General features: G+C 42.7%; 23 protein-coding genes, 1 rRNA gene and 1 riboswitch. Of the genes, 10 read left to right on the top strand and 14 right to left on the bottom strand.

Annotated elements, in window-relative coordinates; translation table 11 throughout:
* Positions 1 to 83 (top strand): 5S ribosomal RNA (gene rrf / locus ACIG3F_RS12160); the annotation flags it as partial.
* A gap of 447 nt (positions 84 to 530) precedes the next feature.
* Here the strand turns inward: rrf and ACIG3F_RS12165 are convergent.
* From ACIG3F_RS12165 to ACIG3F_RS12190, 6 genes are all read right to left on the bottom strand, one after another.
* Positions 531 to 1,112: a lytic transglycosylase domain-containing protein gene (locus ACIG3F_RS12165; protein WP_005266250.1), complete on the bottom strand. Its 582-nt coding sequence runs from the start codon at positions 1,110 to 1,112 to the stop codon at positions 531 to 533.
* A 124-nt stretch (positions 1,113 to 1,236) separates the two neighbouring features.
* Positions 1,237 to 1,728 carry a GNAT family N-acetyltransferase gene (locus tag ACIG3F_RS12170; RefSeq protein ID WP_396470155.1) on the bottom strand — a complete coding sequence of 164 codons (492 nt, stop codon included), beginning with the start codon at positions 1,726 to 1,728 and terminating at the stop codon, positions 1,237 to 1,239.
* A 113-nt stretch (positions 1,729 to 1,841) separates the two neighbouring features.
* Entirely contained in the window at positions 1,842 to 3,041 is a 1,200-nt protein-coding gene (locus ACIG3F_RS12175) for an acyl-CoA dehydrogenase family protein (protein WP_034438101.1), read from the bottom strand.
* A gap of 23 nt (positions 3,042 to 3,064) precedes the next feature.
* Positions 3,065 to 4,351: an acyl-CoA dehydrogenase family protein gene (locus ACIG3F_RS12180; protein WP_219310043.1), complete on the bottom strand. Its 1,287-nt coding sequence runs from the start codon at positions 4,349 to 4,351 to the stop codon at positions 3,065 to 3,067.
* Between the two features lie 245 nt (positions 4,352 to 4,596).
* Entirely contained in the window at positions 4,597 to 5,973 is a 1,377-nt protein-coding gene (locus tag ACIG3F_RS12185) for an AarF/ABC1/UbiB kinase family protein (RefSeq protein WP_219309264.1), read from the bottom strand.
* A 160-nt stretch (positions 5,974 to 6,133) separates the two neighbouring features.
* The gene (locus ACIG3F_RS12190) at positions 6,134 to 6,442 is read right to left on the bottom strand and encodes a hypothetical protein (protein WP_085064442.1); all 309 of its coding nucleotides are present in this window, start codon (positions 6,440 to 6,442) and stop codon (positions 6,134 to 6,136) included.
* A 200-nt stretch (positions 6,443 to 6,642) separates the two neighbouring features.
* Between ACIG3F_RS12190 and ACIG3F_RS12195 the strand changes: the two genes are divergently transcribed.
* The 5 genes from ACIG3F_RS12195 (at position 6,643) to ACIG3F_RS12215 (ending at position 12,420) form a co-directional block, all read left to right on the top strand.
* A complete protein-coding gene (locus ACIG3F_RS12195; protein WP_253173642.1) occupies positions 6,643 to 7,029 on the top strand; it encodes a lysozyme inhibitor LprI family protein in 387 nt (128 codons plus the stop codon).
* 204 nt (positions 7,030 to 7,233) lie between these two features.
* Positions 7,234 to 8,244: a 50S ribosomal protein L3 N(5)-glutamine methyltransferase gene (prmB, locus tag ACIG3F_RS12200; RefSeq protein ID WP_253173643.1), complete on the top strand. Its 1,011-nt coding sequence runs from the start codon at positions 7,234 to 7,236 to the stop codon at positions 8,242 to 8,244.
* 13 nt (positions 8,245 to 8,257) lie between these two features.
* Positions 8,258 to 9,352, top strand: coding sequence for a chorismate synthase (gene aroC / locus ACIG3F_RS12205; protein ID WP_396470156.1), 1,095 nt, complete (start codon positions 8,258 to 8,260; stop codon positions 9,350 to 9,352).
* 389 nt (positions 9,353 to 9,741) lie between these two features.
* Positions 9,742 to 10,650 carry an AEC family transporter gene (locus tag ACIG3F_RS12210; protein WP_396470157.1) on the top strand — a complete coding sequence of 303 codons (909 nt, stop codon included), beginning with the start codon at positions 9,742 to 9,744 and terminating at the stop codon, positions 10,648 to 10,650.
* Positions 10,651 to 10,952: 302 nt separating this feature from the next.
* A riboswitch (glycine riboswitch) is annotated at positions 10,953 to 11,040 on the top strand.
* A gap of 135 nt (positions 11,041 to 11,175) precedes the next feature.
* On the top strand, positions 11,176 to 12,420 hold the full coding sequence (locus ACIG3F_RS12215) for a D-amino acid dehydrogenase (protein ID WP_396470158.1): 1,245 nt from the start codon (positions 11,176 to 11,178) through the stop codon (positions 12,418 to 12,420).
* Between the two features lie 82 nt (positions 12,421 to 12,502).
* Here ACIG3F_RS12215 and ACIG3F_RS12220 read toward each other — a convergent pair whose 3' ends face one another.
* Positions 12,503 to 13,156: a hypothetical protein gene (locus tag ACIG3F_RS12220; RefSeq protein WP_396470159.1), complete on the bottom strand. Its 654-nt coding sequence runs from the start codon at positions 13,154 to 13,156 to the stop codon at positions 12,503 to 12,505.
* A 100-nt stretch (positions 13,157 to 13,256) separates the two neighbouring features.
* Here ACIG3F_RS12220 and ispF point away from each other — a divergent pair, with 100 nt between their 5' ends.
* Positions 13,257 to 13,745, top strand: a complete 489-nt coding sequence (gene ispF / locus ACIG3F_RS12225) for a 2-C-methyl-D-erythritol 2,4-cyclodiphosphate synthase (RefSeq protein WP_396470160.1) — start codon at positions 13,257 to 13,259, stop codon at positions 13,743 to 13,745.
* Positions 13,746 to 13,747: 2 nt separating this feature from the next.
* Here the strand turns inward: ispF and ACIG3F_RS12230 are convergent, their stop codons facing one another.
* The 3 genes from ACIG3F_RS12230 to ACIG3F_RS12240 all read right to left on the bottom strand — a co-directional run bounded on the left by ACIG3F_RS12230 (position 13,748) and on the right by ACIG3F_RS12240 (position 16,446).
* The gene (locus ACIG3F_RS12230) at positions 13,748 to 14,272 is read right to left on the bottom strand and encodes a protein tyrosine phosphatase family protein (RefSeq protein ID WP_396470161.1); all 525 of its coding nucleotides are present in this window, start codon (positions 14,270 to 14,272) and stop codon (positions 13,748 to 13,750) included.
* Positions 14,273 to 14,336: 64 nt separating this feature from the next.
* Positions 14,337 to 15,428, bottom strand: a complete 1,092-nt coding sequence (locus tag ACIG3F_RS12235) for a 3-deoxy-7-phosphoheptulonate synthase (protein ID WP_396470163.1) — start codon at positions 15,426 to 15,428, stop codon at positions 14,337 to 14,339.
* Between the two features lie 127 nt (positions 15,429 to 15,555).
* The gene (locus tag ACIG3F_RS12240) at positions 15,556 to 16,446 is read right to left on the bottom strand and encodes a sulfite exporter TauE/SafE family protein (RefSeq protein WP_396470164.1); all 891 of its coding nucleotides are present in this window, start codon (positions 16,444 to 16,446) and stop codon (positions 15,556 to 15,558) included.
* A 387-nt stretch (positions 16,447 to 16,833) separates the two neighbouring features.
* Between ACIG3F_RS12240 and lpxB the strand changes: the two genes are divergently transcribed.
* Positions 16,834 to 18,006 carry a lipid-A-disaccharide synthase gene (gene lpxB / locus ACIG3F_RS12245; protein ID WP_396470165.1) on the top strand — a complete coding sequence of 391 codons (1,173 nt, stop codon included), beginning with the start codon at positions 16,834 to 16,836 and terminating at the stop codon, positions 18,004 to 18,006.
* Positions 18,007 to 18,008: 2 nt separating this feature from the next.
* Here lpxB and ACIG3F_RS12250 read toward each other — a convergent pair whose 3' ends face one another.
* On the bottom strand, positions 18,009 to 18,959 hold the full coding sequence (locus ACIG3F_RS12250; RefSeq protein WP_396470166.1) for an AraC family transcriptional regulator: 951 nt from the start codon (positions 18,957 to 18,959) through the stop codon (positions 18,009 to 18,011).
* 188 nt (positions 18,960 to 19,147) lie between these two features.
* On the opposite strand from ACIG3F_RS12250, the gene ACIG3F_RS12255 reads away from it, so the two are divergent.
* Positions 19,148 to 20,362, top strand: a complete 1,215-nt coding sequence (locus ACIG3F_RS12255) for an alkane 1-monooxygenase (protein ID WP_396470167.1) — start codon at positions 19,148 to 19,150, stop codon at positions 20,360 to 20,362.
* 54 nt (positions 20,363 to 20,416) lie between these two features.
* Here the strand turns inward: ACIG3F_RS12255 and ACIG3F_RS12260 are convergent, their stop codons facing one another.
* Positions 20,417 to 22,240: an acyl-CoA dehydrogenase gene (locus ACIG3F_RS12260; protein ID WP_396470174.1), complete on the bottom strand. Its 1,824-nt coding sequence runs from the start codon at positions 22,238 to 22,240 to the stop codon at positions 20,417 to 20,419.
* A gap of 78 nt (positions 22,241 to 22,318) precedes the next feature.
* On the opposite strand from ACIG3F_RS12260, the gene ACIG3F_RS12265 reads away from it, so the two are divergent.
* On the top strand, positions 22,319 to 23,299 hold the full coding sequence (locus ACIG3F_RS12265) for a GlxA family transcriptional regulator (protein ID WP_396470168.1): 981 nt from the start codon (positions 22,319 to 22,321) through the stop codon (positions 23,297 to 23,299).
* A gap of 6 nt (positions 23,300 to 23,305) precedes the next feature.
* Here ACIG3F_RS12265 and ACIG3F_RS12270 read toward each other — a convergent pair whose 3' ends face one another.
* Positions 23,306 to 24,508 carry an MFS transporter gene (locus ACIG3F_RS12270; RefSeq protein ID WP_396470169.1) on the bottom strand — a complete coding sequence of 401 codons (1,203 nt, stop codon included), beginning with the start codon at positions 24,506 to 24,508 and terminating at the stop codon, positions 23,306 to 23,308.
* Complete coding sequence (locus ACIG3F_RS12275; protein ID WP_396470170.1) at positions 24,505 to 24,948, bottom strand: MarR family winged helix-turn-helix transcriptional regulator; 444 nt, start codon at positions 24,946 to 24,948, stop codon at positions 24,505 to 24,507. Before ACIG3F_RS12275 ends, ACIG3F_RS12270 begins: the two co-directional genes overlap by 4 nt.
* Between the last annotated feature and the right edge of the window lie 250 nt (positions 24,949 to 25,198).

A 25,198-nucleotide genomic window follows, 5' to 3' on the forward strand; every position in this document is an offset into this window, starting at 1 on the left:
TCCCTTCCCGAACTCAGAAGTGAAACCTCTTAGCGCTGATGGTAGTGTGGGGTTACCCATGTGAGAGTAAGTCATCGCCAGCTCATTATTCGAAACACCCCCAACCAAACGGTTGGGGGTGTTTTTTTTGTGTGTGAGATTTTAGATAAGCGGTATGGAAGCTACTAGAGTTTCTCAAACTGATCTGAGTGCTTAAACGTATTTATACTCAAAGCTGATCAGATTCTTCTGAGGCAGATGATTCCTGTCAATTTGTTTGACCTATTGGGATCTTTCTAAGGCTTGCTCTAAAAGAGTTTATAAGTTGATCTTGCAAATCTTGGCAAATAAAAAAACCAGCGAATCGCTGGTTTTTTTATTGCACACCATTTTAGCCAAACAAGTTCATTACAACTGTAAATAATATTTCATAGATATGCTTTCATAGGAGATATTTCAACAAGCACTATCTAATAATTACCATTTATCAGTATCAGAAGCTTAAATAAAATAGCCTAAGTATGATTAAATTGATTCTCTTTATTCAGTCATTAGAGAGAGTCTTTTAACATTTTTTTATGCTGTTTTACTTGTTTTGCATAACGTTTACCTTGTTTACGCATTTTACGATTATTTTCATAACCCGATGGACCTACATTATAATAGGCAAGCGCTTTTTGCCAGTCACCGGATGATTGATTATATTTAGAAAGAATATAAGTCCCACATTGGATATTACTGCTTTCATTGTATAAATCACCTGGACAAGTTTGTTGCCAATATCTCGGAATCACTTGCATCAAGCCTACCGCACCTGCTGGCGAAGTTGCTTGGCTACGATAAGTAGATTCCTGACGAATCACAGCCGCCACCAGAAGCGGATCTACACCCTGATTTTGTGCATGTTGAACAATTAAAGGTGAAACACGATTAGCTGTACTGGATGGGGTGGAATAAGCAGTTTGAATGCCTTTAGACAGCTTAGCTGCGCGTTTTTCTATCGAGCCTCCGCCCAAGGATGAGCAACCCGCAAAAAGAAAAGTGCTCAATAAAATAGAAGAAAATTTAAAAGAATGAGAATGAAATAGTGAACGTTTAGATTTAATTGGATTGAATAAATAAGAAAAAAACAAACTGTGGATTCCATGCCTGAATAAACGTATTTCGATGTTAGGCAGCCTATATGCAAGAGTCAAGCTTGCTGCTGATGAAAGCACTTTATTACTATACAAACTTTATCTATCTACTAAAAAACCTCTAAGTTGAAAGGGTTTTCAGCATCCAGATTTCACAGGCATCACTATGTCCGGTATTGCCTTCAGGATAATCAAGATGCTGAAAACCTAATTTTTCATAGAGTTTCACCGCTTGCCAAAGCACTTTAGTTGTTTCTAGATAGACTGACTTAATCTGATGAGCCTGTGCAAATTCAAAGGATAATTCTAAAATTTTCTTGGCAAAACCTTGCTGACGGATCTCAGGTAAAAAATACATTTTCTGAATTTCTAAAATATTTGCATCGCCTTTTAAGGGTGCAATTCCACCACCCCCGTAAATTTTATTTTGTTGATCCACAATAACCCAGTAAGCTGATTTTGGTTGTTGATAAACTTGATATAGCTCATCTAGAATAGAATCGCCTACTGCGAAACCAGATTCTGCTGCCAGTCCAAACTCTTGGGAAACACGACGAATAATGCTTGCAATTTGGGCATTATCTTCAGGCTGAATAGGACGAATAGAGTACATATAGAACTGATTTTATTTTGAAAAAACGATGAATTTTTATAACCTTAAATCCTTAAAAAAGCCATCGTTTATTCAATTTAGATAAGTTTAATTCACTATTTGATGAGCAATCACTATTTTAATTCGCTTGATGATTTTCCCAACTCCCGACGGGCAATAATGAGTTGCTGAATTTGCTGGGTGCCTTCAAAGATATCCAAAATCTTGGAATCACGCGCCCATTTTTCCAAAAGTTCAGTTTCGTTATAACCAATGGCTGCTGCCAGTTCGACACATTTTAAGGTGATTTCATTACCGATCCGACCGGCCTTGGCTTTGGCAATAGAGGCTTCACGTGAATTGGGTTTGCGATTATCGGCCATCCAGGCAGCTTTCAGCATCAGTAAGCGTGCTGCTTCCCATTCAGCTTCCATACGATAGATTTGTGCTGCGATATTAGAGCTTTGTAAATACGGTGTGGCATAAGTGGAGTCCAGCTGATCCTTAAAAATCTCCTTGATGCGTTCCAGCGAGGCTTTCGCACAACCAATCGCCATGGCTGCAACCAGCGGGCGAGTATTATCAAAGGTTTCCATCACGCCAGCAAAGCCTTTAGCAACATCGATTTCTGCATGACCGAGCAAGTTTGCTGCAGGTACTCGACAGTTGATAAAGCTAATTGTGGCAGTATCGGATGATTTAATCCCTAATTTATGTTCCAGTCGTTCAACCTTCATTCCTGGAGTACCTTTGGTCACCACAAATGATTTAATTGCCGATCGTCCCTGTTTTTTATCCAAAGTTGCCCAAACGACCACTGCATCAGCACGATCTCCGGAGGTTACAAAAATCTTCTCACCATTCAGAATATAGTCATCACCGTCTTTAGTCGCAGTGGTACGAATTGCAGCGGAATCTGAACCGCAACCTGGCTCGGTAATCGCCATGGCTGCCCAAGTTCCATGAAAACGGTGCAATTGCTCATCATTGGCAACAGCTGCAATGGCTGAATTTCCTAATCCTTGGCGTGGCATCGAGAGTAATAAGCCAGTATCGCCATAACACATTTCAATAATACTCAGGGCGGTAGACATATTGATGCCATTTTTATTGCTGCTGTCTGCATCGCCACGTTTATTGACCGCTGCACCAGCATTCATGCCTTCGCTACCTTGGTTCATACCATCCACGACTGAAGCGAGCATGTCTAGCTCTATCGGATAAGCATGTTCAGCCTTATCATATTTACGTGAAATCGGACGCAAAACATTGAGGGCAACTTCATGTGCTTGATCAATCAAAAGCTTAAATTTTTTTGGAGTTTGTAGATTCATCATTATTCTTCTTTATGTTTTGATCAGGCATGCAAGCCAGAATGGAGAATGGCAGTAGATCTAAGATCTCTATACCAGCGTTCGACCGGATGCTCTTTGGTAAAACCATGACCACCCAAAATCTGTACACCATCGGTGCCTATTTTCATGGATTTTTCTGCACAGAGTAAGCGTGCCAAATAGGCTTCACGATGGAAAGTTTGACCAGATTCAGCCAGACTCGCGGCATTCAGGATCAGCATTCGCATTGCATCAATTTCAATGGCCATATCGGCAATCATAAAGGCGACACTCTGACGATGAGAAATCGGTTCACCAAAGGCAATACGTTCATTGGCATATTGCACACAGTATTTTTTGACTGCTTCACAGGTGCCCACCGCCATCGCACACCACATTAAATTGCCCAAATCTACGAATGTACGATAATCAAAATCTTCATCACCCAGACGATATGCCGGAGTATTTTCAAATTTGAGCGTAACGGTTTCAGTAGCTTTTAATCCCATAGCCGGCGATTTTTTCGCAGTGACGGTACTGTCGCGTTGCACCACAAAGACCTCAGCTCTGCCATCTAGATTAGCACTGACCAGGTATAGATCGGCACTCTCTCCCAAGAGCACCAAGGTCTTTTGACCTCGAATCAGATAATGTCCCTGATGTGCAACAGCCTTGGTTCTAAGTTGCTCCGGGTTAAACGCTGCTGTTTCTTCCTGCACTGCAAAGGTGGCCTTTAACTCAGGATTTTCTGCGAAAGCGCCCAGATATTCTGACTGAATCTGCTCTGAGCCCCAGCGGGTAATGGCATTAATGACACTAAAAGTCGAAAGTAAGCCAGCCGTCAGACTGAAATCACCCTGAGCCAAATGTTGAGCGATTAAAATATTGCTAACTATATTCTGTTCCGATGCAACGCCCCCCAATGCTTCAGGCAGGGCATAGAAATTCAAACCTAAATCAGTGCTGTATTGCCAGAGTTCATGGGGAAATAATTCATGCTGATCTGCATCATGTGCCAATGGATATAGCACCTCTTTAGCAAATTGCTGCATGGCATTACAGGTCATTTGCTGTTCTTCAGTCAGATTCAGATCAAATAAGGATTTGGACTGATGCGGCAGACGCTGTTTTTGAATCTTCTGGCCAGATTTCAGGATTTTCTGGGTTTGACTTAAGGTTTTGAATCCTGCTTTTGAACTTTGATAAAGTGATTTTTCTACAAATTTACGCAGTTTTAATTGATCTAATACTTCGCTACCCGCGATTTTGGTCAGTATGGACAAGCCAAATCCTTGGGCTTTATTCACCATATTATTCATTCTGATTATCCTAAAGGTGTTGTCACGTTATTTTTTTAATACTGACATGCACTCAGAGATAAAACTATGTCATCCCTGACATGAATGATTGACAATTTTTAGGTTTTTGGGATTGAAGAAAGGGACGAATAAATCAATGAAAATTAAAAGAAAGATAAAAATACAAAAAATCCATTTTGGATAAAAATTGACCCGAATGACAAAATCATCCGGGTCTTTTTGATGCAGGTTTTATTTTAAGAGAGATGATGTTTAATCATGGCACGCACATTGGTTTTGGCATCAATCACGGTCATAAAGGTGTAAGCACCAATAAATTTACGGCTAATAAACATAAATTCCTTCGGTGGAACACTGAAATAACGTGAAGCCATAGATCTCGACGCCTGTTGCATCACACGGCTATGCAGCTGGCTTTTTTTCCAGTCATAGCGATTATGTTCATCCATGATGCCAGCTGGCAATTCTTGATTATTTAGCGGTGAGCTAAATGCTTCAGTAGCTAATAAGAAGACCTTAGCCATATCCGGTTTGATGCTTTGCGGGATCGAATCAAAAAACTCATAACCGGTCATCGCCTTGACCATCATATCCGAGTCATGATGATAGCCTGCCTGAATCAGGTTACGCGCAACACTGAGCAGATGTTGGTCAAACTGGCGGATCGCGCCAAAGTCGAGCAAAATGATCTTGTCGTGCACATCTGCGCCATTGCCCAGACGAACCAGATAGTTACCAAAGTTCGGATCGGTTTGCATCTCGCCCCATTCGAAGATTTCACGCACTGCAATTTCCAGAGAGGCTTCACCTAACTGGTTGCGGCGTTCTTGAGGTAGGGACAACATCACCGGGCTGTTGATCGGCACACCGCGTTCGAAGGTCATGCACAGCACACGATCAGAGCAATATTCATTAATAATGGTTGGGACGATATAGCGCGGATCATCTTTTAAACGTGCAGCAAAACGACGTGTGGTATCTGCTTCAATCTGATAATTTACTTCACGATGCATCATTTCACGGACTTCATCGAACCATTGGTCGAATTCACGGGTCTGTGGCACGATGCGGGTCAATTTCAACATGTTTTTAAACAGGCTCATATCCGAATCAATCGCTTCTGCAACACCCGGATACTGAATTTTTAACACCAGTTCCATTCCGTCAGATTTTCGGGTAGCACGATGTACCTGTGCCAAAGAAGCTGTACCCAAAGGTTCATGATCAATGGTGAGATCGTCGAGTTTTGAACCGAGTTGTTGCTGTAACTGGGTCTTGATGGCTGGCCATGCCAATGCTACCGTCTGATTGTTCAGGGTATTTAGAGCCTGAGTGACTTCTTCTGGCAGAAAATGCTCACCGTACAGTGCCATCATCTGGCCAATTTTAACGATAGACCCTTTCAGCTTGCCAATTTCTGCTACCAGATAATCGGCCTGTTCTTTCATGGCTTTTTTACGTTTCTTTTCTTTTTCTTCTTCGCTTGAGAATATGGAGCTTGCACTAGAAGCTGCCCAACGCGTGCCTGCCAGCAAGGATGCCTTTGCGATCGATAAGCGTCGATCCATAGAGGAGGTTTTCAGTTGTTTAAGCTTATCGTTCTGATCTGACATGTAAACTCGATCCTTTCATCATCAGCATGAAGCAGAATAAATCATTGTAAGGGATAGTAGCGTTTCTGCACGTATTAAAAAAGTTTAAGCCGCTGAATTCATAGTAAAAGCTAGGCAAGCTTTCATTTATTCACCAACTTGTATCAGTTTAGACAGGGCATTATGCCATTTGAAATTGGATTTTTAATTCAGATCGTTGTTGTAACTGTTGTTTATTTGTTTGAATATGTTGATGAATCAGGCGCTGTACGCTGTCATGCATAAAGCCCAAAGCATAGCCTTTTACAATCACAATACTAGGCAAGCCAAAAAACAGATATTTGGCATCTTCCAGTGTCGCATCGGTAAATACGCCATGCTGCATTAAGGTCGACTGCAAAAATACCTTTTCTTGCTGCACCTGACTGGAGGCTTGATCATTCCAGTAATTCTGGCGCATCGCCATAAGATTATTGTGCTTATAGCTCATAGATCTGGGCTCATTTGAAGATTGAATGCGGATTATATGTGGGTCACGTGCCAATTTTCAATTGTGCAACTGTTTAATCTTTCAGTCCGAGAAATGCATAGGATTTTTGTCCGGACTGCGTTAATATCAGTGGATAATTTAAACAATATTGATTGTTAAACATTTATTGGGATTGTACCGGTTTCGGTCAAGGGGAAGTTATGCGTCTTGCATGGTTTTTAGTTGCAATTTTTGCGGGTACTGCGGTTCAGACACAAGCTGCCGTTGGGTATTCCAAGGAATATACACAGTGCATGAATTTTAGTTATGGTAATACACCCAAAGCGGAAAAATGCCTGGAAAAAGAGCTGAAAGTTCACAATAAACGCCTGAAGAAAAACTATAAAACTTATTTAAAATTGAATCCGAACCAGACCGCCGCCATTCGCAGTCAGCATGTATTGTGGGAGCGTAAACTGGCCCAGCAATGTAATTTTAGAATGTCAGGAAAATATGCCAAGCAGCAGCAAGGTCAATGTATGCTGGCTTTGATTATGGATCAGGCCAATCTTTATCAATCCCGCTCTTATGCGTCCGGGTTCCGATAAATCATCATAGTATTAGCCTCGGCATTTAACAGAAACATCTCTGAATAAAGTCAAAATTTATAATCATAATCGCTCACAAAAACAAGAATTTTATAATTTTTGTGGGCATAGAGAATTCGTGTTTTTCATGCTTTTAGCATTATAAAAGCAGGCAAAACAAGGTATCATAAGGCGTTTAAAAAAATGACCTTGGAGACGCCTTAAGTGGATCGACCGACTATTAGCCCTGAACATATGCAGGAAGCCGCTGAAAATTTAACCACCATTCGTGATTTTATTCGTTTTGGTGTGACAGCATTACGTCAATACGATGCACATTTGGGCCAAGGCACAGAAGATTATTTTGCTGAAAGTTCAGCGCTAGTGCTGCAAACCCTGTCACTAGAATGGAAAGCGGACGCTGAAATTTTAGATGCTAAATTATTGCCAAGTGAAAAAGCCGAATTTTTAAGTCTGCTGGAACGCCGTATTAATGAAAAAGTACCGACTTCATATTTATTGAACCTGGCTTACTTTGATGGCAAACCTTACTACGTTGATGAACGCGTGCTGATTCCACGTTCACCGATTGCTGAACTGATTCAAAACCGTTTCGCCCCGTATTGCCTGGGTGAACATGGTCAAATGGGTGAAGCGGTTAATAACTTGCCGGAAAATCCGAATCCAAAAACACCACAACGCATTCTAGATATGTGTACCGGTTCAGGCTGTATCGCGATTGCCTTGGCTTATGCATTCCCTGAAGCTGAAGTAGATGCCACCGATATTTCGAAAGAAGCACTGGAAGTTGCGCAAATCAATACTGAGCATCATGACAAGCAATATCAGATCGCATTGCTTGAATCGGATTTGTTTGAAAAAATTCCAGCCGAAAATCAATACGATTTAATCGTATCTAATCCGCCGTATGTCGATGCGGAAGATATGGCTGATTTGCCTGAAGAATTCCATCATGAGCCTGAACTTGCGCTTGCTGCAGGTCAGGATGGTCTGGATCTAGTACGTAAAATGCTGGCTCAAGCTGCAGATTATCTGACTGAGAATGGCCTGATCGTGATCGAAGTGGGTAACTCAGAATGGGCAATGCGCCAAAACTTCAATTCGGTTGATTTCTACTGGTTACAATTCAAGAAAGGTGGCACTGGTATCTTTGCATTAACTGCAGAGCAATGCCGTACCTACCGTGATTTATTCATTCAGTCTATTCAAGCATAAGGAGTCGTTTGACATGGCAGGTAATAGTATAGGGCAACTGTTCCGTATAACGACTTGTGGTGAATCTCACGGTGTTGGCTTGATGGCCATCATCGATGGGGTTCCACCCGGCATTGAGCTGACTGAAGCTGATTTGCAAAAAGATCTGGACCGCCGTAAGCCGGGTACATCGAAATTTGCAACCCAGCGTAAAGAACCCGATGAAGTAGAAATTATTTCCGGTGTGTTTGAGGGTAAAACGACTGGTACTTCAATTGGTTTGTTAATTCGTAATACGGATCAAAAATCGAAAGACTACGGCAATATCGCGCAGACTTTCCGTCCGGGTCATGCCGACTATACCTATACCCAAAAGTATGGTTTCCGTGATTACCGCGGTGGTGGCCGTTCAAGTGCCCGTGAAACGGCAATGCGTGTCGCAGCGGGTGCAATTGCTAAGAAATTCCTTTTTGAGAAATTTGGTATTGAGATTCGTGGCCATGTGACTCAAATTGGTACTGAAAAAGCAGAGAAACTGGACTGGAATGAAGTTCCAAATAATCCGTTTTTCTGTGGCGATGTGGATGCAGTACCACGTTTTGAAGCGCTGGTGACGTCTTTGCGTGAGCAAGGCACCAGTTGTGGCGCTAAACTCGAGATCATTGCATCTAAAGTGCCAGTGGGTTGGGGCGAGCCAGTCTTTGATCGTCTGGATGCTGACATCGCGCATGCCATGATGTCGATTAATGCCGTTAAAGGTGTAGAAATCGGTGATGGTTTTGGCGTTGCTGAACAGTTTGGTCATGAAAGCCGTGATGAACTCACCACAGAAGGCTTCCTGGCCAATCATGCTGGCGGTATTCTAGGTGGTATTTCTAGCGGTCAGGACATTCGTGTCGCAATTGCCTTGAAGCCGACGGCATCTATCACCACGCCGGGTAAAACCATTAATATTGAGCGTGAAGATACGGACGTACTGACTAAAGGCCGTCATGATCCTTGCGTAGGTGTACGTGCAACGCCAATTGCTGAAGCGATGCTAGCGATTGTGCTGATGGATCATTTCATGCGTCATCGTGCCCAAAATGCCGATGTCGTTGTGCCATTTGCACCGATTGAACCAAAATAATTCGCTTTTCATCTGAAGTGAATCCAATTAAAGTCAGACTTCGGTCTGGCTTTTTTATATCTATACAATGAAAAATAACAATATTCGCTTGGAGCAGACTCAAGATATTCTAAAGTGTAGTCGTATTGATCAATACAGCTTATTGCTGACTATAGTGGGATATTTACACGACATAGTTGCCAGTGAATAGATGATTGAGGCTTAGTTAACCAAACCTTTGCCTTAACATTTACTGATTTTGGATAAGACCTTGAGATCAACAGGCTGACTTGATGAAATTTCAAGTTATTAGCACTTAAATTGAGTAGTGGGAAAGCTCTTGAATATGCTAAGTTTTCTGTTCAGTCTAATCGACTTAAGGTTAGGCAGAAAACAGACCAGGATGTCATATGCTGCATATTATTTTAACTTCTTTATTTCCCCTCATCGGACTGATCAGCTTTGGTTATCTGCTCAAGCGTAGGCAATGGTTGAGTGATGATTTTTGGCGCGGTGCAGAAAAGTTAAATTATTATGTGCTTTTTCCAGTGATGCTGTTTTTAAATCTGGCCACTGCCCAGATTCAACTGGAGGTCATTCAGGATGTAGTGCTGGTCGTATTTAGCATCATGGCTGTAGTGAGTATTGCACTGTATATTTTGCGCCAGATGTACCGAATTTCTTATGCGCGCTTTGGTGTCTATGTTCAGGGTTTACTGCGCTTTAATACCTATATTGGCCTTGCTGCTGTTAGTTCCTTATTTCATCAGCAAGGTATGACCATCTTCGCTGTGATTATGGCGCTGTGTATTCCTGTGGTGAATATCTTGTCAGTGCTGGCATTTACCCGTAGTCACGATATGCAGCTGAAAAAAATCATCCTGGATTTGTCTAAAAATCCATTAATTCTAGGCTGTATTGTGGGTGGTTTATTTAATCTTTCCGGGTTGTCACTCTGGACTGGAGCAGAGCAGTTCCTTAAACAGATTGCACTGTGCAGTTTGCCGCTCGGTTTGATGTGTGTGGGAGCAGCCTTACAGTTTCAGGGTTTTCAGCGTGACGTTCTACCACTCAGCCTGATGACCTTTGGTCGCCTGTTCGGAATGCCGCTGATTGCATTTTTAGTGTGTAAAATTTTCCAGATTGATGCATTAACTACTCAGGTATTGGTCTTGTTCTTTGCACTTCCTACCGCCTCCGCTTCGTATGTCTTAACCCGGGTATATGGCGGCGATAGCAAATTAATGGCGAGTATCATCAGCTTACAAACAGTGATCGCGGCAGGAAGCTTAATATTAGTGCTTTCTTGGATTATCTAAAATTCTAAAATCGATGAGGAAAATTGCATATTTTGAATTATTAAAATAGCCTAAGCGAAGGTTGAATTCTATTTAAGCGCCAAAATCAAATCAATCCTAAAATCTTATAAAGTTTAGAATCTGTTGTATCTCGCTGAATAGAACAAAAGTGAAATCTAAAAATTTGGTAGATGGGCAATATCAGTCAGCAGCAATAATTCAGTTTAATTCGGAACAGTAATTACAAATTGATTCACGTGAACTCACATAAATAAAAACTGTCTTATTGAATAAAATGGTATATAAATTGCTCATGATAATAAAACATTATTGCAGGAGAGAAATGCTTCTGCATTCGCCGAAGGAGCAAGTTCCCAGGAAACTCTCAGGCAAAAGGACTGTGATAATGGATAAAAACTCTGGAGAGAAGTGTTGAATCACTCACCGAAGGGGAAGGTGGCCGCATTGATGTGCAATGTATCTACCGAAGCTCTCAGGTACACATGACAGATGGGAAAAGACATCAATATAATCAAGGAGGTGTCTATGCGTCATGTCGTGGTGATTGGGGCCGGTATTACCGGAGTAACCACAGCTTATGAGCTTGCACAATCAGGCTATCAAGTGACTGTGGTTGATCGGCATCTTTATCCGGCAATGGAAACATCCTTTGCCAATGGCGGCCAGCTTTCTGCCTGTAATGCCGAAGTATGGAACCAGAAAGCCACGGTACTCAAAGGCATCAAATGGATGTCACAGAAAACCGCACCACTTTTGCTCAATCCTTCTTTCAGTGTGCATAAATACAGCTGGCTCATGGAATTTCTGAGCAATATTAAACATTATGAAGTCAATACCCGAGAAACGGTACGCTTGGCTTTACTGGCAAGAGCACGCTTATTTGAAATTGCACAAACAGAAAATATTGATTTCGATCTGGAAAAACGCGGCATTTTACATTTTTATCATAACAAGACGGATTATGATGTTGCGATCAAAGTCAATGATCTGTTGTGTAGTGGCGGTCTGGAGCGCAATGCAATTTCCAATTCAGAAATCAAGCAGATCGAGCCCGCATTAACGGGCGATTATTATGCTGGATTTTACTGCCAGAGCGATGCCACCGGGGATATTCATAAATTCAGCACTGGTCTGGCCAAAGCCTGTATGCAAAAAGGTGTGAAATTCGAATTTGGTCAGGATGTTTTCGCTGTTGATCATCAGGCTCAGAATATTCAGGTTAAATGCAAACCCAGTACTGAAAATGTCCATTCCTCTCCAGATGATATTCTAGAAATTAATGCAGATGCTATTGTGGTCTGTGCAGGTGTTGGAAGCTATCAATTGGCTGAGATTCTTGGTGAACGAGTCAATGTCTATCCAGTCAAAGGTTATTCCATTACCGTGCAACTGAATGATGAACAGAGCCAAAACAACGCACCTTGGGTCAGTTTACTGGATGAAAGCGCCAAAATTGTCTTGTCACGTTTAGGTAAGGATCGTCTACGTGTCGCAGGAACAGCTGAGTTTAATGGATATAACCGGGATATTCGAGCTGACCGGATTCAGCCGCTGATTGACTGGACCAATCGTAATTTTGACCTGTGTACCGAACATGTCGTGCCTTGGGCTGGTTTACGCCCAATGATGCCAAATATGATGCCGGTAGTACGCCGTGGCAAACATGAACGGATATTTTACAATACCGGACATGGTCATCTGGGCTGGACTTTATCAGCTGCAACGGCTGCGATGATTAGTCAGGAAATTGCGCAATACTATCCTGCTTAAATTGATAGCCCGCTTGCGGGCTGTTTTTTACACCAAAAATCTCATTTTATATAACAATAAATTTTAATATTTTTAAATTAAATCAATCATATATTCGATAAATCCCAGTAAAACGCTCACAGCCTTTTTGCTGGCTACTGACGGCTAAAATAGCTTTACTATACTTAAACTCATAGCGGCAGTCATTTTCGTTATCGGAAATCTGGTTTTTTGTCTCAGGCGTGGTATAGGCTAAAAAAGGAATGATCTGCTTCTCGGTCCGGTTATTCGGATTACGATAGGCAAGACCTTCAATCTTGATCCGGTCTTTGGTCAGTTGATGAATCTTGAGATGAACAGGCTGCTTGGCAATTTGCCCCTGTTCAAACTTAATATAATGCTGGGTTAAACTTTGATTCAGCGAAATATAGACATTTAAATCATCTAAACGCCATTCAAACTGCTGTTTAAAACAGTCTAGTGTTTTGCATTGCTGTAAACGGGTTGCCCATAATTGTTGGGTATCTTGCAATAAGCGCACAGGTGCATCAGTAATCAGGAAAGCAGTAAAGTATTGGTCTGTGAGTTTTTCACGAGATTCAGCCAGCGATGCTGAGCAGACTTTATTCATGGCAGCCGTTTTTTTGCTGTCGTCGCTACAGTCCATTGTGATCGCCGAGCTACCCGTAGATATCATCCCCAGACCGAGCATCAGGCCAATTATTTTCAACATATTTATATCAGTTTTCAGTAGCATGATCGCTTATACTTTCACTGTGTTACGCTTGATCTAACTATAGCGAAATAGAAAGCAAGTGTACAAGATTTCAATGGGCTATTTCTAAAGGATGTATAAGGTGATCGCACAAATTCGTATTGGCCAGGGTCTGGATGTGCATGCATTTGAAGAAGGTGATTTTGTCACTCTGGCAGGCATTCAAATTCCGCATACTCACGGTCTGAAAGCACATTCGGATGGTGATGTGGTTCTGCATGCACTCTGTGATGCTTTGTTGGGTGCTTTGGCGCTTGGAGATATTGGCCAGCATTTCCCAGATACAGATCCTGAGTTTAAAGGTGCAGATAGCCGGGTACTACTCAAGCATGTCTATCAGCTGATTCTGGATCGTGGTTATCATCTGAATAATGCTGATATTACTGTGGCTTGTGAACGTCCAAAACTGGCGAAACACAATCTGGCCATGCGTCAAAGTATTGCAGATGTCTTAAATATTGATGTAACTCAAATCAGTATTAAAGCCACCACTACTGAACAGTTAGGTTTTACCGGTCGTCAGGAAGGCATTATGTCGATGGCAACCGTGTTATTGAGCCACAGTAAATAACATCAGGCAAAATAATTTGGATTAATCAAGGATAGTTCCAGTTCCTGAGTTGCTTTACGGCCTTGTAGCTGTAGGGCAACCGCATGCATTAAACCGGTCCAGGTTTCATTCGGTTGCCAGATCTGATGCAAGTGTTCTTGTGCAGTAGGCAGATCCATATCCATATAGTACTGACGATATAAGTACATCAGACAGCTGACATGGTAGTTTTGCGAACAATGTACCCAGACCATTTGCTCTTTTACCAGATGATCGATCAGATCTAGTACCAGCAGGCATTGATTGTCTGAAGGGGTTTCCCAGGAAATCGGAACCTGAATATAGTTTAGTCCTAGCTCAAGGCAAATTTTATCTTCATGCGGAAGATACTGTTCGCTATCGGTCAGCGCCACATTGATGACTGTAGATACACCGTATTCTTTCATCAGCTTTAATTGTGCAGTGGTCGGTTGACCGGAGCTAAACAGATGTTCGTGTATGAACTGAAAATTCTCAATCTGGCTTAATGCCGTTTCAATATCATTCATCAGATAAATTTTCCTTGTTCTAGAAATGCAAACGCCATCTTGGCGATGGCGTTTGTCAGATCATTTAACGATTAGGTAAAATGTCTTTCAATGCCTCATGCATGTCGAGTAAAACTTTTTCAGTCGTTTCCCAGTCGATACAGCCATCCGTAACGGATTGACCGTACTCCATATCATTTAGGTTCGCTGGAATGTCCTGACGACCACCCTTAAGATGACTTTCTACCATAATACCAACAATTGACATATTTCCATCAAGAATTTGTTCGGAAATGTTTTTAAGTACAAGTGGTTGCAGGTACGGATCTTTGTTAGAGTTGGCGTGGCTGGCATCAATCATGATCTTGGTGCTGACTTTGGCCTTGGCTAGCGCAGCTTCTGCATCTGCAACCGAGCCTGCATCATAGTTCGGTTTACCATTACCACCACGCAACACCACGTGCGCATATGGGTTACCTGAAGTACGAATGACAGCCACCTGACCTTGATCATTTAGACCGAGGAAGCTATGGCCATGTCTTACCGATTGCATCGCATTGGTCGCGACAGTTAACCCGCCGTCAGTACCATTTTTAAAGCCAACCGGAGAAGAAAGGCCTGAAGACATTTCACGATGCGTCTGGCTTTCTGTGGTACGTGCACCAATCGCTGACCATGAAATCAGGTCTTGGTAATACTGTGGCGAGTTTGGATCAAGTGCTTCAGTGGCACATGGCAAGCCCATTTCATTCAGTTCAAGTAACAGCTTGCGACCGATACGCAGACCTTTTTCAATATTGAATGAATCATTCATATCCGGGTCATTGATCAGACCTTTCCAGCCTACGGTAGTACGTGGTTTTTCAAAATAAACCCGCATCACGATATATAAGCTGTCTTTCACTTTTTCGCTCAGTACTTTTAAGCGTTCAGCATATTCATGCGCCGCCGCTGGATCATGAATAGAACAAGGGCCAATTACCACGAACAGGCGTTTGTCTTCACCATCCAGAATTTTACGAATCGTTTCACGACCATGCAGTACGGTTTGATAAGCAGTTTCAGTCAACGGTAACTCTGCTTTAAGCTCGGCAGGGGTTACAAGAGGAATCATGCTGTGGATATTCACGTCATCAATATCTGATGCTGAAATAGGATTTGACTGTTGTGTATTCATTGCCGTCACTGGTTCGATCATACAAAAGGTTGTTTAATAGCCCGAATATAACATGAATGATGCGTCACTTTGTTATAAAAAAGATGAATACTTCTTTGAAAAAAAAGTGATGAATCGGATAGTTAAATTAAACGGACGGGGAATTTTGGCTCACAATTATCATTGCTGTTTCAGCAGGTTGAGCCGGTTTTGATTTCACAGGATTAATTATAAAATTCACGCCCAGCGCAAATAGGGTAATACCTAAAATTTTGCGGATCAGTTTTTCCGGCATACGTGAGCTAAGTAAAGTGCCGACAATAATCGCTGGAATAGATCCCACCAATAACCACATGAGTAGCATGAAATCGACGTTGCCTGAAGACATATGACCCAGCCCTGCAACCAGGGTCAGTACCACTGCATGCACAACATCTGAGCCAATGATACGAATCATTGGCAGATTCGGGAACATCACTACAAGTGCCATGATACCAAATGCGCCGGCACCCACTGAAGATAGCGTGACAAATATACCCAAGATAATGCCCATGATAATAATGGCTACGCGTTTTTCTTTGGCTTGCAGTTTTACTTTTTCCAGATCCTGCGTCATGTCAGGCAGTTCTTGTTTTCTGTATTTATTGAAAAGATTTTCGATCTGGGTGCGGAACAGAATAGATAAGCCGGTAATGGTCAGCATAAAGCCCAACACTATGGTCAGGACGGCCTTGTAATGTGTCGATTGGCTCAGATAGTTATCAAGAACCCAATGCGTTGCAAAAGATGCGGGAATACTGCCAACGGCCAGCCAGATCACAATCGGCCAGACAATATTCATTTTCTTGGCATGTACAAACGAGCCACAGAATTTAGAAATCGCGGCATAAAGAAGATCAGTACCAATTGCGATATGCGGTTCAATCCGGAATAAGCTGATAAGAATTGGCGTCATCAATGAACCGCCACCGACACCGGTTACACCTACACAAAAACCTACCAGAACGCCTGCTAAAATAAATTCAATCGAACTAAACATGCATATATGCCAAAATCAAAAAACGAGCATATCTTATGACTTTTGGATATAAGTCGTTGTCTTGATTATTGATTTACTTATGCATAAAAAAGATAAAGCTAGGGGAGGAATATTAGGTGATCTTTCATGTTTATTCGCTGGGTTATGTATAAAGTGCGAATATGATGATTGATTTTAACTGCCCGATTTAACCCGTTTCTATCTAATTTAATGTAGCTGTAAATGTCGATTTAATTCTTGTTATGCAAGCTCTATCATTGACTAAGTCATTCTAAACGGTGAGTTTCTTAAAATTAGAAGATACTTAAGCTTCTTCCGGAATAGTCACAGGATTATGTTAGAATCCCGAGTCAATAAATTTCCATGCGGATCTGAGAGGAAACCCACTTGCTAAATCGAAAACTTAAAATTGGAATCGTGGTCGGTGAAGTCTCTGGAGATACGCTTGGCGCAAAATTGATTCGCCGTTTTCGTGAGCAAGGCATTGATGCAGAGTTTGAAGGCATTGGTGGTCCACAAATGATCGCGGAAGGCTTTAAAAGCTATTATCCGATGGATATTTTATCGGTGATGGGCATTGTCGAAGTTTTAAAAGATATTAAAAAACTTTTTGCTGTTCGTGATGGTCTGGTAGAAACCTGGACTAAAGATCCAGTCGATATTTTCATCGGGATTGATGCGCCTGATTTTAACCTGCGTTTGTCAAAAACCATTAAACAAAAACAGTTACCGATTAAAACTGTGCAATACGTCAGTCCTTCGGTCTGGGCATGGCGTCAAGGTCGTGTGCATGGCATTAAAGCCAGTATTGATCTGGTACTGTGCTTATTTCCATTTGAAAAAGCCTTTTTCAAGCAATGGGATGTGCCAGCAGCTTTTGTTGGACATCCATTGGCCAGCCAGTTACCGCTTGAAAATCCAATTCTGGCAGCTAAGACAGAATTAGGCTTGGATCCAAGTCAGAAATATATTGCCTTATTGCCGGGCAGCCGTCGTGGTGAAATTGAACGTTTAGGGCCTTTGGTTCTGGATGCAGCCAATATTCTGCACCAAAAATATTCGGATTATACCTTTCTGATTCCGGCGATTAATGATGCACGTAAGCAGCAAATTGAAAGTCTATTGGCCACTTATCCTGAAAGCTTACAAGCTCAGATTAACCTGATGGAAAATACTAGCGCTGAATCTAAAATTGGCCGTCAGGTCATGAATGCGTCCAATATCATTGCATTGGCGTCTGGAACTGCAACGCTTGAAGCGATGTTGCTGCACCGTCCGATGGTGACCTTTTATAAGCTGCACTGGCTGACTTATCGAATTGCCAAATTGTTGGTGAAAATCCCTTATTTTTCATTGCCGAATATTATTGCCGGCAAAAAAGTGATTCAGGAACTGATCCAGTCCGATGCTACCCCTGAAAATCTGGCATCTGAAATTGAAAAACTGATGGATATTGAAGCAGCGCAGATTCAGGTTATGCAGCACATTACCATGCACAAGCAGCTACTTTCTGGCAATAGCGAAGATCCAGTCACAGCAGTGTTGGCGTTAGTCCAGTAATTTTAGTTGGGTAACAAAGACTGATTCTTCTGACAATTCAGCCGGTATTGGGTCGGCGTCTGTTCAAACTGTTTTTTAAAACTTTGACTAAACGCCGTCTCGGATGAATAACCAACCAGATAAGCGATCTGTTGGATACCAAATCCACTATTTCGTAAATATTGCGCTGCCAGACGCAGGCGGTGCTGTTGTAGATAGGCAAGGGGTGGCTCACCGACAATCTGGGTAAACAACTGGGCGAATTTAGAACGTGACATATGACATTGTTCGGCCAGACTTTCCACAGTCCAAGACTGCTCAGGTTTGCCATGAATCGCCGCCAGTGCATTGGATAATTCCGGATGCGAGAGGGCATTCAGCCAGCTTGAGGCATTTTCCAGGTTTAAAATATAATCTCGCACGCATTCAATCAGTAAAATACTGACCAGATGATCCAGAATCTTGTCACGTCCGGGACGAAGTTGCTGGGTTTCCAGTGCTAGGAACTGTAAGCCAACCTGTAACCATTCCGGCGCCGTATCACCCATAATATGCTGAATATGCAGGTATTTAGGTAATGCACTTAAAAGAGGTTTGGCCATCTGCATATCCAGACTGGAACGAATGGCCAGTATGAAACTATGCTCCGCCGAATTTTCCCGATTGAGATCAACACATTGCTGTGCATTGCTCTGAAAATAAGGATTAATCGCATGGTGCTCAGAAAAATCGGCGTTGTCTGGGCAGGAAACATGATGAGCGGAACCTGCGGGTAATAGCACCAGATCACCTTGTTGCAGCTCCAGCCGATCACCATTCATGAATTTTAATTGCGCCTGTCCCTGTAACAGGATATAGGCCAGCATAAAGGGTTCATGCTGATAGTCAAAGCCGCCCGGATGAAACACATTCAGATAAAGGTATTCTGATTTTTCCAGATGAATATCATCAAAAATTTTACTTAAAGCATCCATGCCTAACTCTATTCTTCTGTTTTATTTCATTGAATTGACTATAAATTTTTTAACTTTGTGATTATAGGCCAGAATTTGGCAGCATGTGCCAAGGACGCTGACATAGCTTTTCTGGACGTTGAATACTGTTCGCTACTGCTGAAATATTCAACTATAAGTGCAGAGTAACATAAAAAAGGAAGGTCGCAATGAATGCCCCTGCACAAATCCAGAAAGCGCAGTTTACGCAGGAAGCGTACGCACAAAAAGGTGTAAAGCTGGATAAAAAACGTTTTGGCTGGTTGCTCAGCCCAGGTCTGCCTGTGATCGGAATGGGAATTCTGGCCGGTTATCATTTTGGTCCCAAAGCCACTAAAAAAGTCTTTGCGATGGGCGGGCCTTTATTACTGCATGTGATTATTCCCACTTTAGATGCCCTGATTGGCGATGATGTCAATAATCCAAATGATGAGCAGATCAAGGCACTGGTTAATGATCCTTATTATGACCGCATTGTAAAAGCATTTATTCCCTTGCAAATGGCAGCCAATGCATTTGCCGGCTATGTCGTAAGCCGCCCAAATGTGTCTTTGCTGGATCAGGTATTGCTTGGAATTTCTATGGGTGCGATTAATGGTGTAGGCGTAAATACCGCACATGAACTCAGCCATCGTCCGCAGAAAAAAGACCATTACTGGTCTCATGCCAGCCTGATGCCTTTGGGCTATAACCATTTTCGGATTGAACATCCTTATGGACATCATAAACGGGTAGCCACGCCTGAAGATCCGGCATCTTCAAAAATGGGAGAGTCTTTTTACCGCTTCTGGCCACGTACCGTCATAGGCGGATTAAAATCTGCAATCCAGATTGAAAAAAGACGGCTCGAGCGTAAGGGACTGAAATTCTTTAGTCAGGAAAATGAACTGTTTCATGGTTGGGCCATGAGTGCCGGCTATCATGCCTTGATGCTAAAGGCGTATGGCAAGAAAATTATTCCTTATACACTGACACAGGCATTTTATGGCGTCAGCCTGTTTGAGATTGTGAATTATATCGAGCACTACGGACTAAAACGCGGACAGAAAGCGGATGGCAGTTATGAGCGAACCTTGCCGGAACATAGCTGGAATAACAACAATATCGTGACCAATCTGTTTTTGTATCAGTTACAACGCCATTCTGATCATCATGCCTTTCCAAGCCGTCCATTTCAGGCGTTGCGGCATTTTGATGAAGCGCCAGAATTACCCAGCGGTTATGCAACCATGTTGATTCCAGCCCTGATTCCACCTTTATGGTACAAAATCATGGATCAGCGGGTATATCAGCATTATCAGGGCGATTTAAGCAAGGCCAATATCTTGCCTTCCAAGCGTGCCAAGCTGTTTAAAAAATTTGGTGTAAAAGACTCTATAGCTTAATGAATTACAGAATAAAAATGCGCCGATAAAGGCGCATTTTTTAATGACTTCTGTCTAGAACCAGTCGGCTTGCATATTCAGGCAAGTATCATCCAGATTCATCAGTAATTTGGCCTGATGTTCAATTTCAGGGAGTTCCCAGCGAATAAAATATTGAGCTGCCTGAATTTTCCCTGCCAGAAAAGTCTGATCTTCTGCCTGCGAAGATGTCCCAAACTTGAGTTGAGCCTGATTCGCCATTTCCAGCCATAGCCAGGATAGGATGGTTTTGCCCATCATATCTAGATACAGTCCTGAATTGGCCAAAGCTTCACTGACTTTGCCTTGATGTAGGGCCTGACCTAAAACCTGTGTAGTTTTTTGTACAGTGGCAAGGTGCTGTTTATAGATCTCTGCCAGTTCCACTATCTTAGGTTCATGAATCTCTGACAAGGTCTTTTGGATGCGCTGCATGAGTAAATTTAGCCCTTTGCCATTGTGTTGCCAGAGTTTACGACCTAGCAGATCCAGAGATTGAATACCGTAAGTTCCTTCATGAATCGGATTGAGCCGGTTATCACGATAACATTGCTCCACCGGATATTCACGGGTATAACCCGCGCCGCCCAAGACCTGAATGGCCAGATCATTGGCTTTCGGACCATAGGCAGAAGGGAAGGATTTAACCACCGGGGTGATGAGATCAAGCAGAATTGCACTATCTTCATCTTGAGCTGCCTGATGTTCATCAATTAATCGGGCTGCAAATAAGCAAAGTGCCAGCGAACCTTCTACATACGACTTTTGCGCCAGTAGCATACGTTTGACATCGGTATGTTCAATGATATTCACTGGTTTCGAGTCAGGTGTTTTTTCATGAACTGGCCGGCCTTGCGGACGGTTTTTAGCATAATCCAGAGATTCCAGATAGCCTCGATAACCAATCATGGCTGCGCCCAGACCGACACCCACACGTGCTTCATTCATCATCTTGAACATATATTTTAAGCCATGTCCGGGTTCTCCAATTAAATAGCCTAAGCAATTATCATTTTCTCCAAAGCTTAAAACTGTGGATGTGGTACCTCGATAGCCCATTTTGTGCAGTAAGCCAGCCAGCTGTACATCATTAGCTTCACCGAGTGAACCATCCTCATGAGTTCTGAATTTTGGTACGATAAACAGGGAAATTCCTTTCACGCCTTGCGGCGCATCCTGAATCCGCGCCAAGACCAGATGCACAATATTTTCAGTAATGTCCTGATCGCCACCCGAAATAAACATTTTCTGGCCTTTAATTTTATAAATTCCATCTGCCTGAGGAATGGCTTTAGTGGTCAGATCGCCCAAAGAGGAACCTACATTCGGCTCGGTCATGGCCATGGTGCCGGCAAAGCGGCCACTCAACATATGTGGTAAGAATATTTGCTTTTGTTCTGGGGAGGCAAAAGCTTGTATCAGGTTCGCCGCAGCGGCTGTTAAAAAAGAATAAGCCACGGTGGCCGGATTGGCCGACATGAAATAAGCATTGCAGGCCATATTCACCAAAGTGGGTAGTTGCATACCACCATCTGCATAATCATGCTGGGCGCAAAGCAGGCCGGCATCGGCAAACTGTTGCCAGGCTGTCTTCACTTCATCAATGGTTTTGACCTGTTTGCCATCAAAGTTCGGTTCATGCTGATCAGCTTTGGCATTATGCGGCGCAAAATAATCAGTCGCGATACCTTTTGCCGTTTCCAGAATGCTGTCGAAAGTATTTTTATCATGATCCTGATAGCGTTGCAGTTTAGTCAGCGCTTCAAGTTTGAAGACATCATAAAGCTGGAAATCAAGATCTTTATCATTAATTAGTTGGGTCACAGTACTATCCTGAGTGTGCAATCCTTGAGATAGCATCAAGACTAGCAGTTGCTTTTATTGAGGAGGATTGTCAATAATGACATGAATCGGGTGAAAAGTGACAAATAGAAAAATATGCAACAGGTGGTGATTTTAGGCTTTGATGGGGCTCTGGCTTCGGCCATTACAGGTGTGGTCGATTTATTTGCCATGGCTGGCGTAAGCTGGAACCGGATCCAGCAGCAGGATGTAAAGCGCTTGTTTAAAGTGAGTATCGCCAGTCCAGATGGACAACTGATTCGGTGTATCAATGGGCTGCAGTTACAGGCACATTTTTCTTATCAAGAGATTCAAACTGCAGATATTCTGGTGGTACCGACTATCGCTGCACCGATTCAGGATGTATTGCAACAGAATCCAGAACTGATTCATTTTTTAAAATCTGCACATGCAGATGCGACTTTAATTGCAGGAAACTGTACCGGGAATTTTTTTCTGGCAGAAGCAGGTATTTTAGATGACCGAGTTGCAACAACGCATTGGGGTTTTCAGGACATGTTCCGTTCACGTTATCCTAAGGTGAAACTGAATGCCGATCTGATGATTAGCCGGGATCAGAATATCTACTGCGCGGGTGGTGGCCTGGCCTGGTTCGACCTAGGCTTACATCTGATTGAACGCTTTTATGGCTTTGAGGTGGCCATGCAATCGGCCAAATCTTTTGTAATTGATTACCGCCGTGATAGCCAGTTGTCTTATTCATTGCTGAATATTGGCCAGCCGCACCATGATGAACTGGTGCAGAAAATCCAGAACTGGCTAGAGCAGCATTTTCATGAAGATTTTACTGTGAATGAGTTGGCAGAACGCTTTAATGTCACCACTCGCACTCTGATCCGTCGTTTTAAACAAGCCTTAGACATACCACCCAATCAGTATCTACAAGCGATCCGGATTGAAGCCGCACGTAAACGACTGGAAGAAACCGATCAAGCTGTGGATGTGATTATGCAAAATGTTGGCTATCAGGATCCAAGTTCATTCCGCCGTTTATTTCATAAAAAAGCTGGTCTGACGCCGTTGGAATACCGGCGCCGGTTTAGCCGGCGCTTTTAAAAGATTTTAATGAGAAGGCTGTACTTTTCCTGCTTTCCGACCATGCAGCAGGTAATACCAGATCAGACAGCTCAGGGTGAGCAGTGCCGAGAACAGATAAAGCTGGCGATAACCGATCTGATCCAGCAGCATACCCAGGAAATAAGGGCCAAAACCAAGACCGGCATCCAGGGCAATAAAGAAGGTTGAGGTTGCGAGTCCCATTCGCTGCAATGTCGTACTTTTCACGGCGATGGTTTGACACACCGACTGGATATTCCCAAAACCAAAACCGAGTAACGCTGCACTAGTGAGTAACATCACAGAGTTTTGCGCCTGACTGAGTAGCAATATCCCCAGTGCCATAATCACAATGGCTGGATAGATAATAATATTTTCACCTTTACGATCCATGAGTGGGCCAGTAAAAGGACGGGACAGCAGAATGGCAAAGGCATACATCAGGAAAAAAAATGATGCTGCTTCGACCAGATTGATTTCTTTGGCATAAAAGTGAATAAACGACAATATACCTGAATAACACGTCGCTACTAGCAGCACAATCACGGCAATGGGTAAGGCATTCGGTTCAATATATTGGGCCAGTTTGCTGGTGCTTTGTGGAGTAGATGATGAGCTTAGCGTACTGGCTTTAAGACGTGGTGGCTGGATAAACAGTCCACAGATCAGGCAGCTGAGCGCAACGATACTGGTAAAGATAAAAATTACCTGATAATTAAAATTTGTCATCAGCCAGATTCCGACAAAGGGACCAATCGCTGTGCCAAGGGTGCTGCTCATGCTGAAATATCCAATTCCTTCACCACGCCGTGTGGCAGGAATGGTCTGTGCAATCACTGTACCCAGTACAGTAGAAGCCATACCCATCATAAAGCCGTGTATCAGCCGGATACCTAATAAGACTTCCAGCTTGGTCGGAATCATATAGAGTCCGGAAAAGAGTAGGAAACCAGTCAGGCCAATGACAAGCGTATTTTTTAGGCCCAGACGATTCAGTAATTTTCCGATCAATAATCGTCCGAATAGGGTGCCGACAATAAACAGACCTGATACCAGACCGGCTTGCGCAGTCGACGCACCTAGCTCAGCAACCGAGTAGCCGACAATCACAATCACCAGCAAGTAGAACACCAGAACCAGCTGGAAATTTACCAGACTGATCAGGATAAAATTGGGCGTCCATAAAGGCGCTTCTTGTTCTTGGCTCATTGAGGTCTGTCCTGAGATGAGGGATATAACTGCTGAATGAGTTGCATCAAGGTATTTTTACTGCCTTCAAGATCATCTGATGCAATGTGCTCAAGCAACTGATCTTCAAATGCATCGATCTGGGTGGAACACATCGCAAAGGTCTCAATTCCTTGCTCACTCAGCTTGAACAGCTTTTGACGCTTATCTTCAGTTTCGAGTTGGACAATCAGATCGAGCTCAACCAGTTGCTGAATCCGCTTGGTAATACCCGGCTTGGATACATTGAGATAACTGGAAATATCTGCCAGCGTACATTGCTGCTTTAACTGGATGACGTATAACACCTGCCATAAGGAATAATTTAATTGAGATGACAACAAGATCGTATTGATCTCATCGCTCATCAGTCGTGCGCAGCGTAATAGCAGCGTACGGAGTCGGGGAGATTGGGAAAACATATTTATAGTTAACCTGAGTAACTAAATTTAGGCCTAATTTACGCCTGTTTTATTCAAAGCTCAAGAGCAGAGTTTTAAAATTATTGAGAGTAATATTTTCTCTACCAATAGCGTTTACACAGTTTAACCTGATTAAAAAATAATCAACAAAAGACTACATACTTTTTATAACAGCCACGCCTAAGCTAACCATGTCACTAGAAAAATTCATGACTTAAAAATTGAAGGGCAAAGATGCCAAATAACAATG

The organism is Acinetobacter sp. NPDC052428 (assembly GCF_044547685.1).
Taxonomy (GTDB): Bacteria; Pseudomonadota; Gammaproteobacteria; order Pseudomonadales; family Moraxellaceae; genus Acinetobacter; species Acinetobacter lwoffii_G.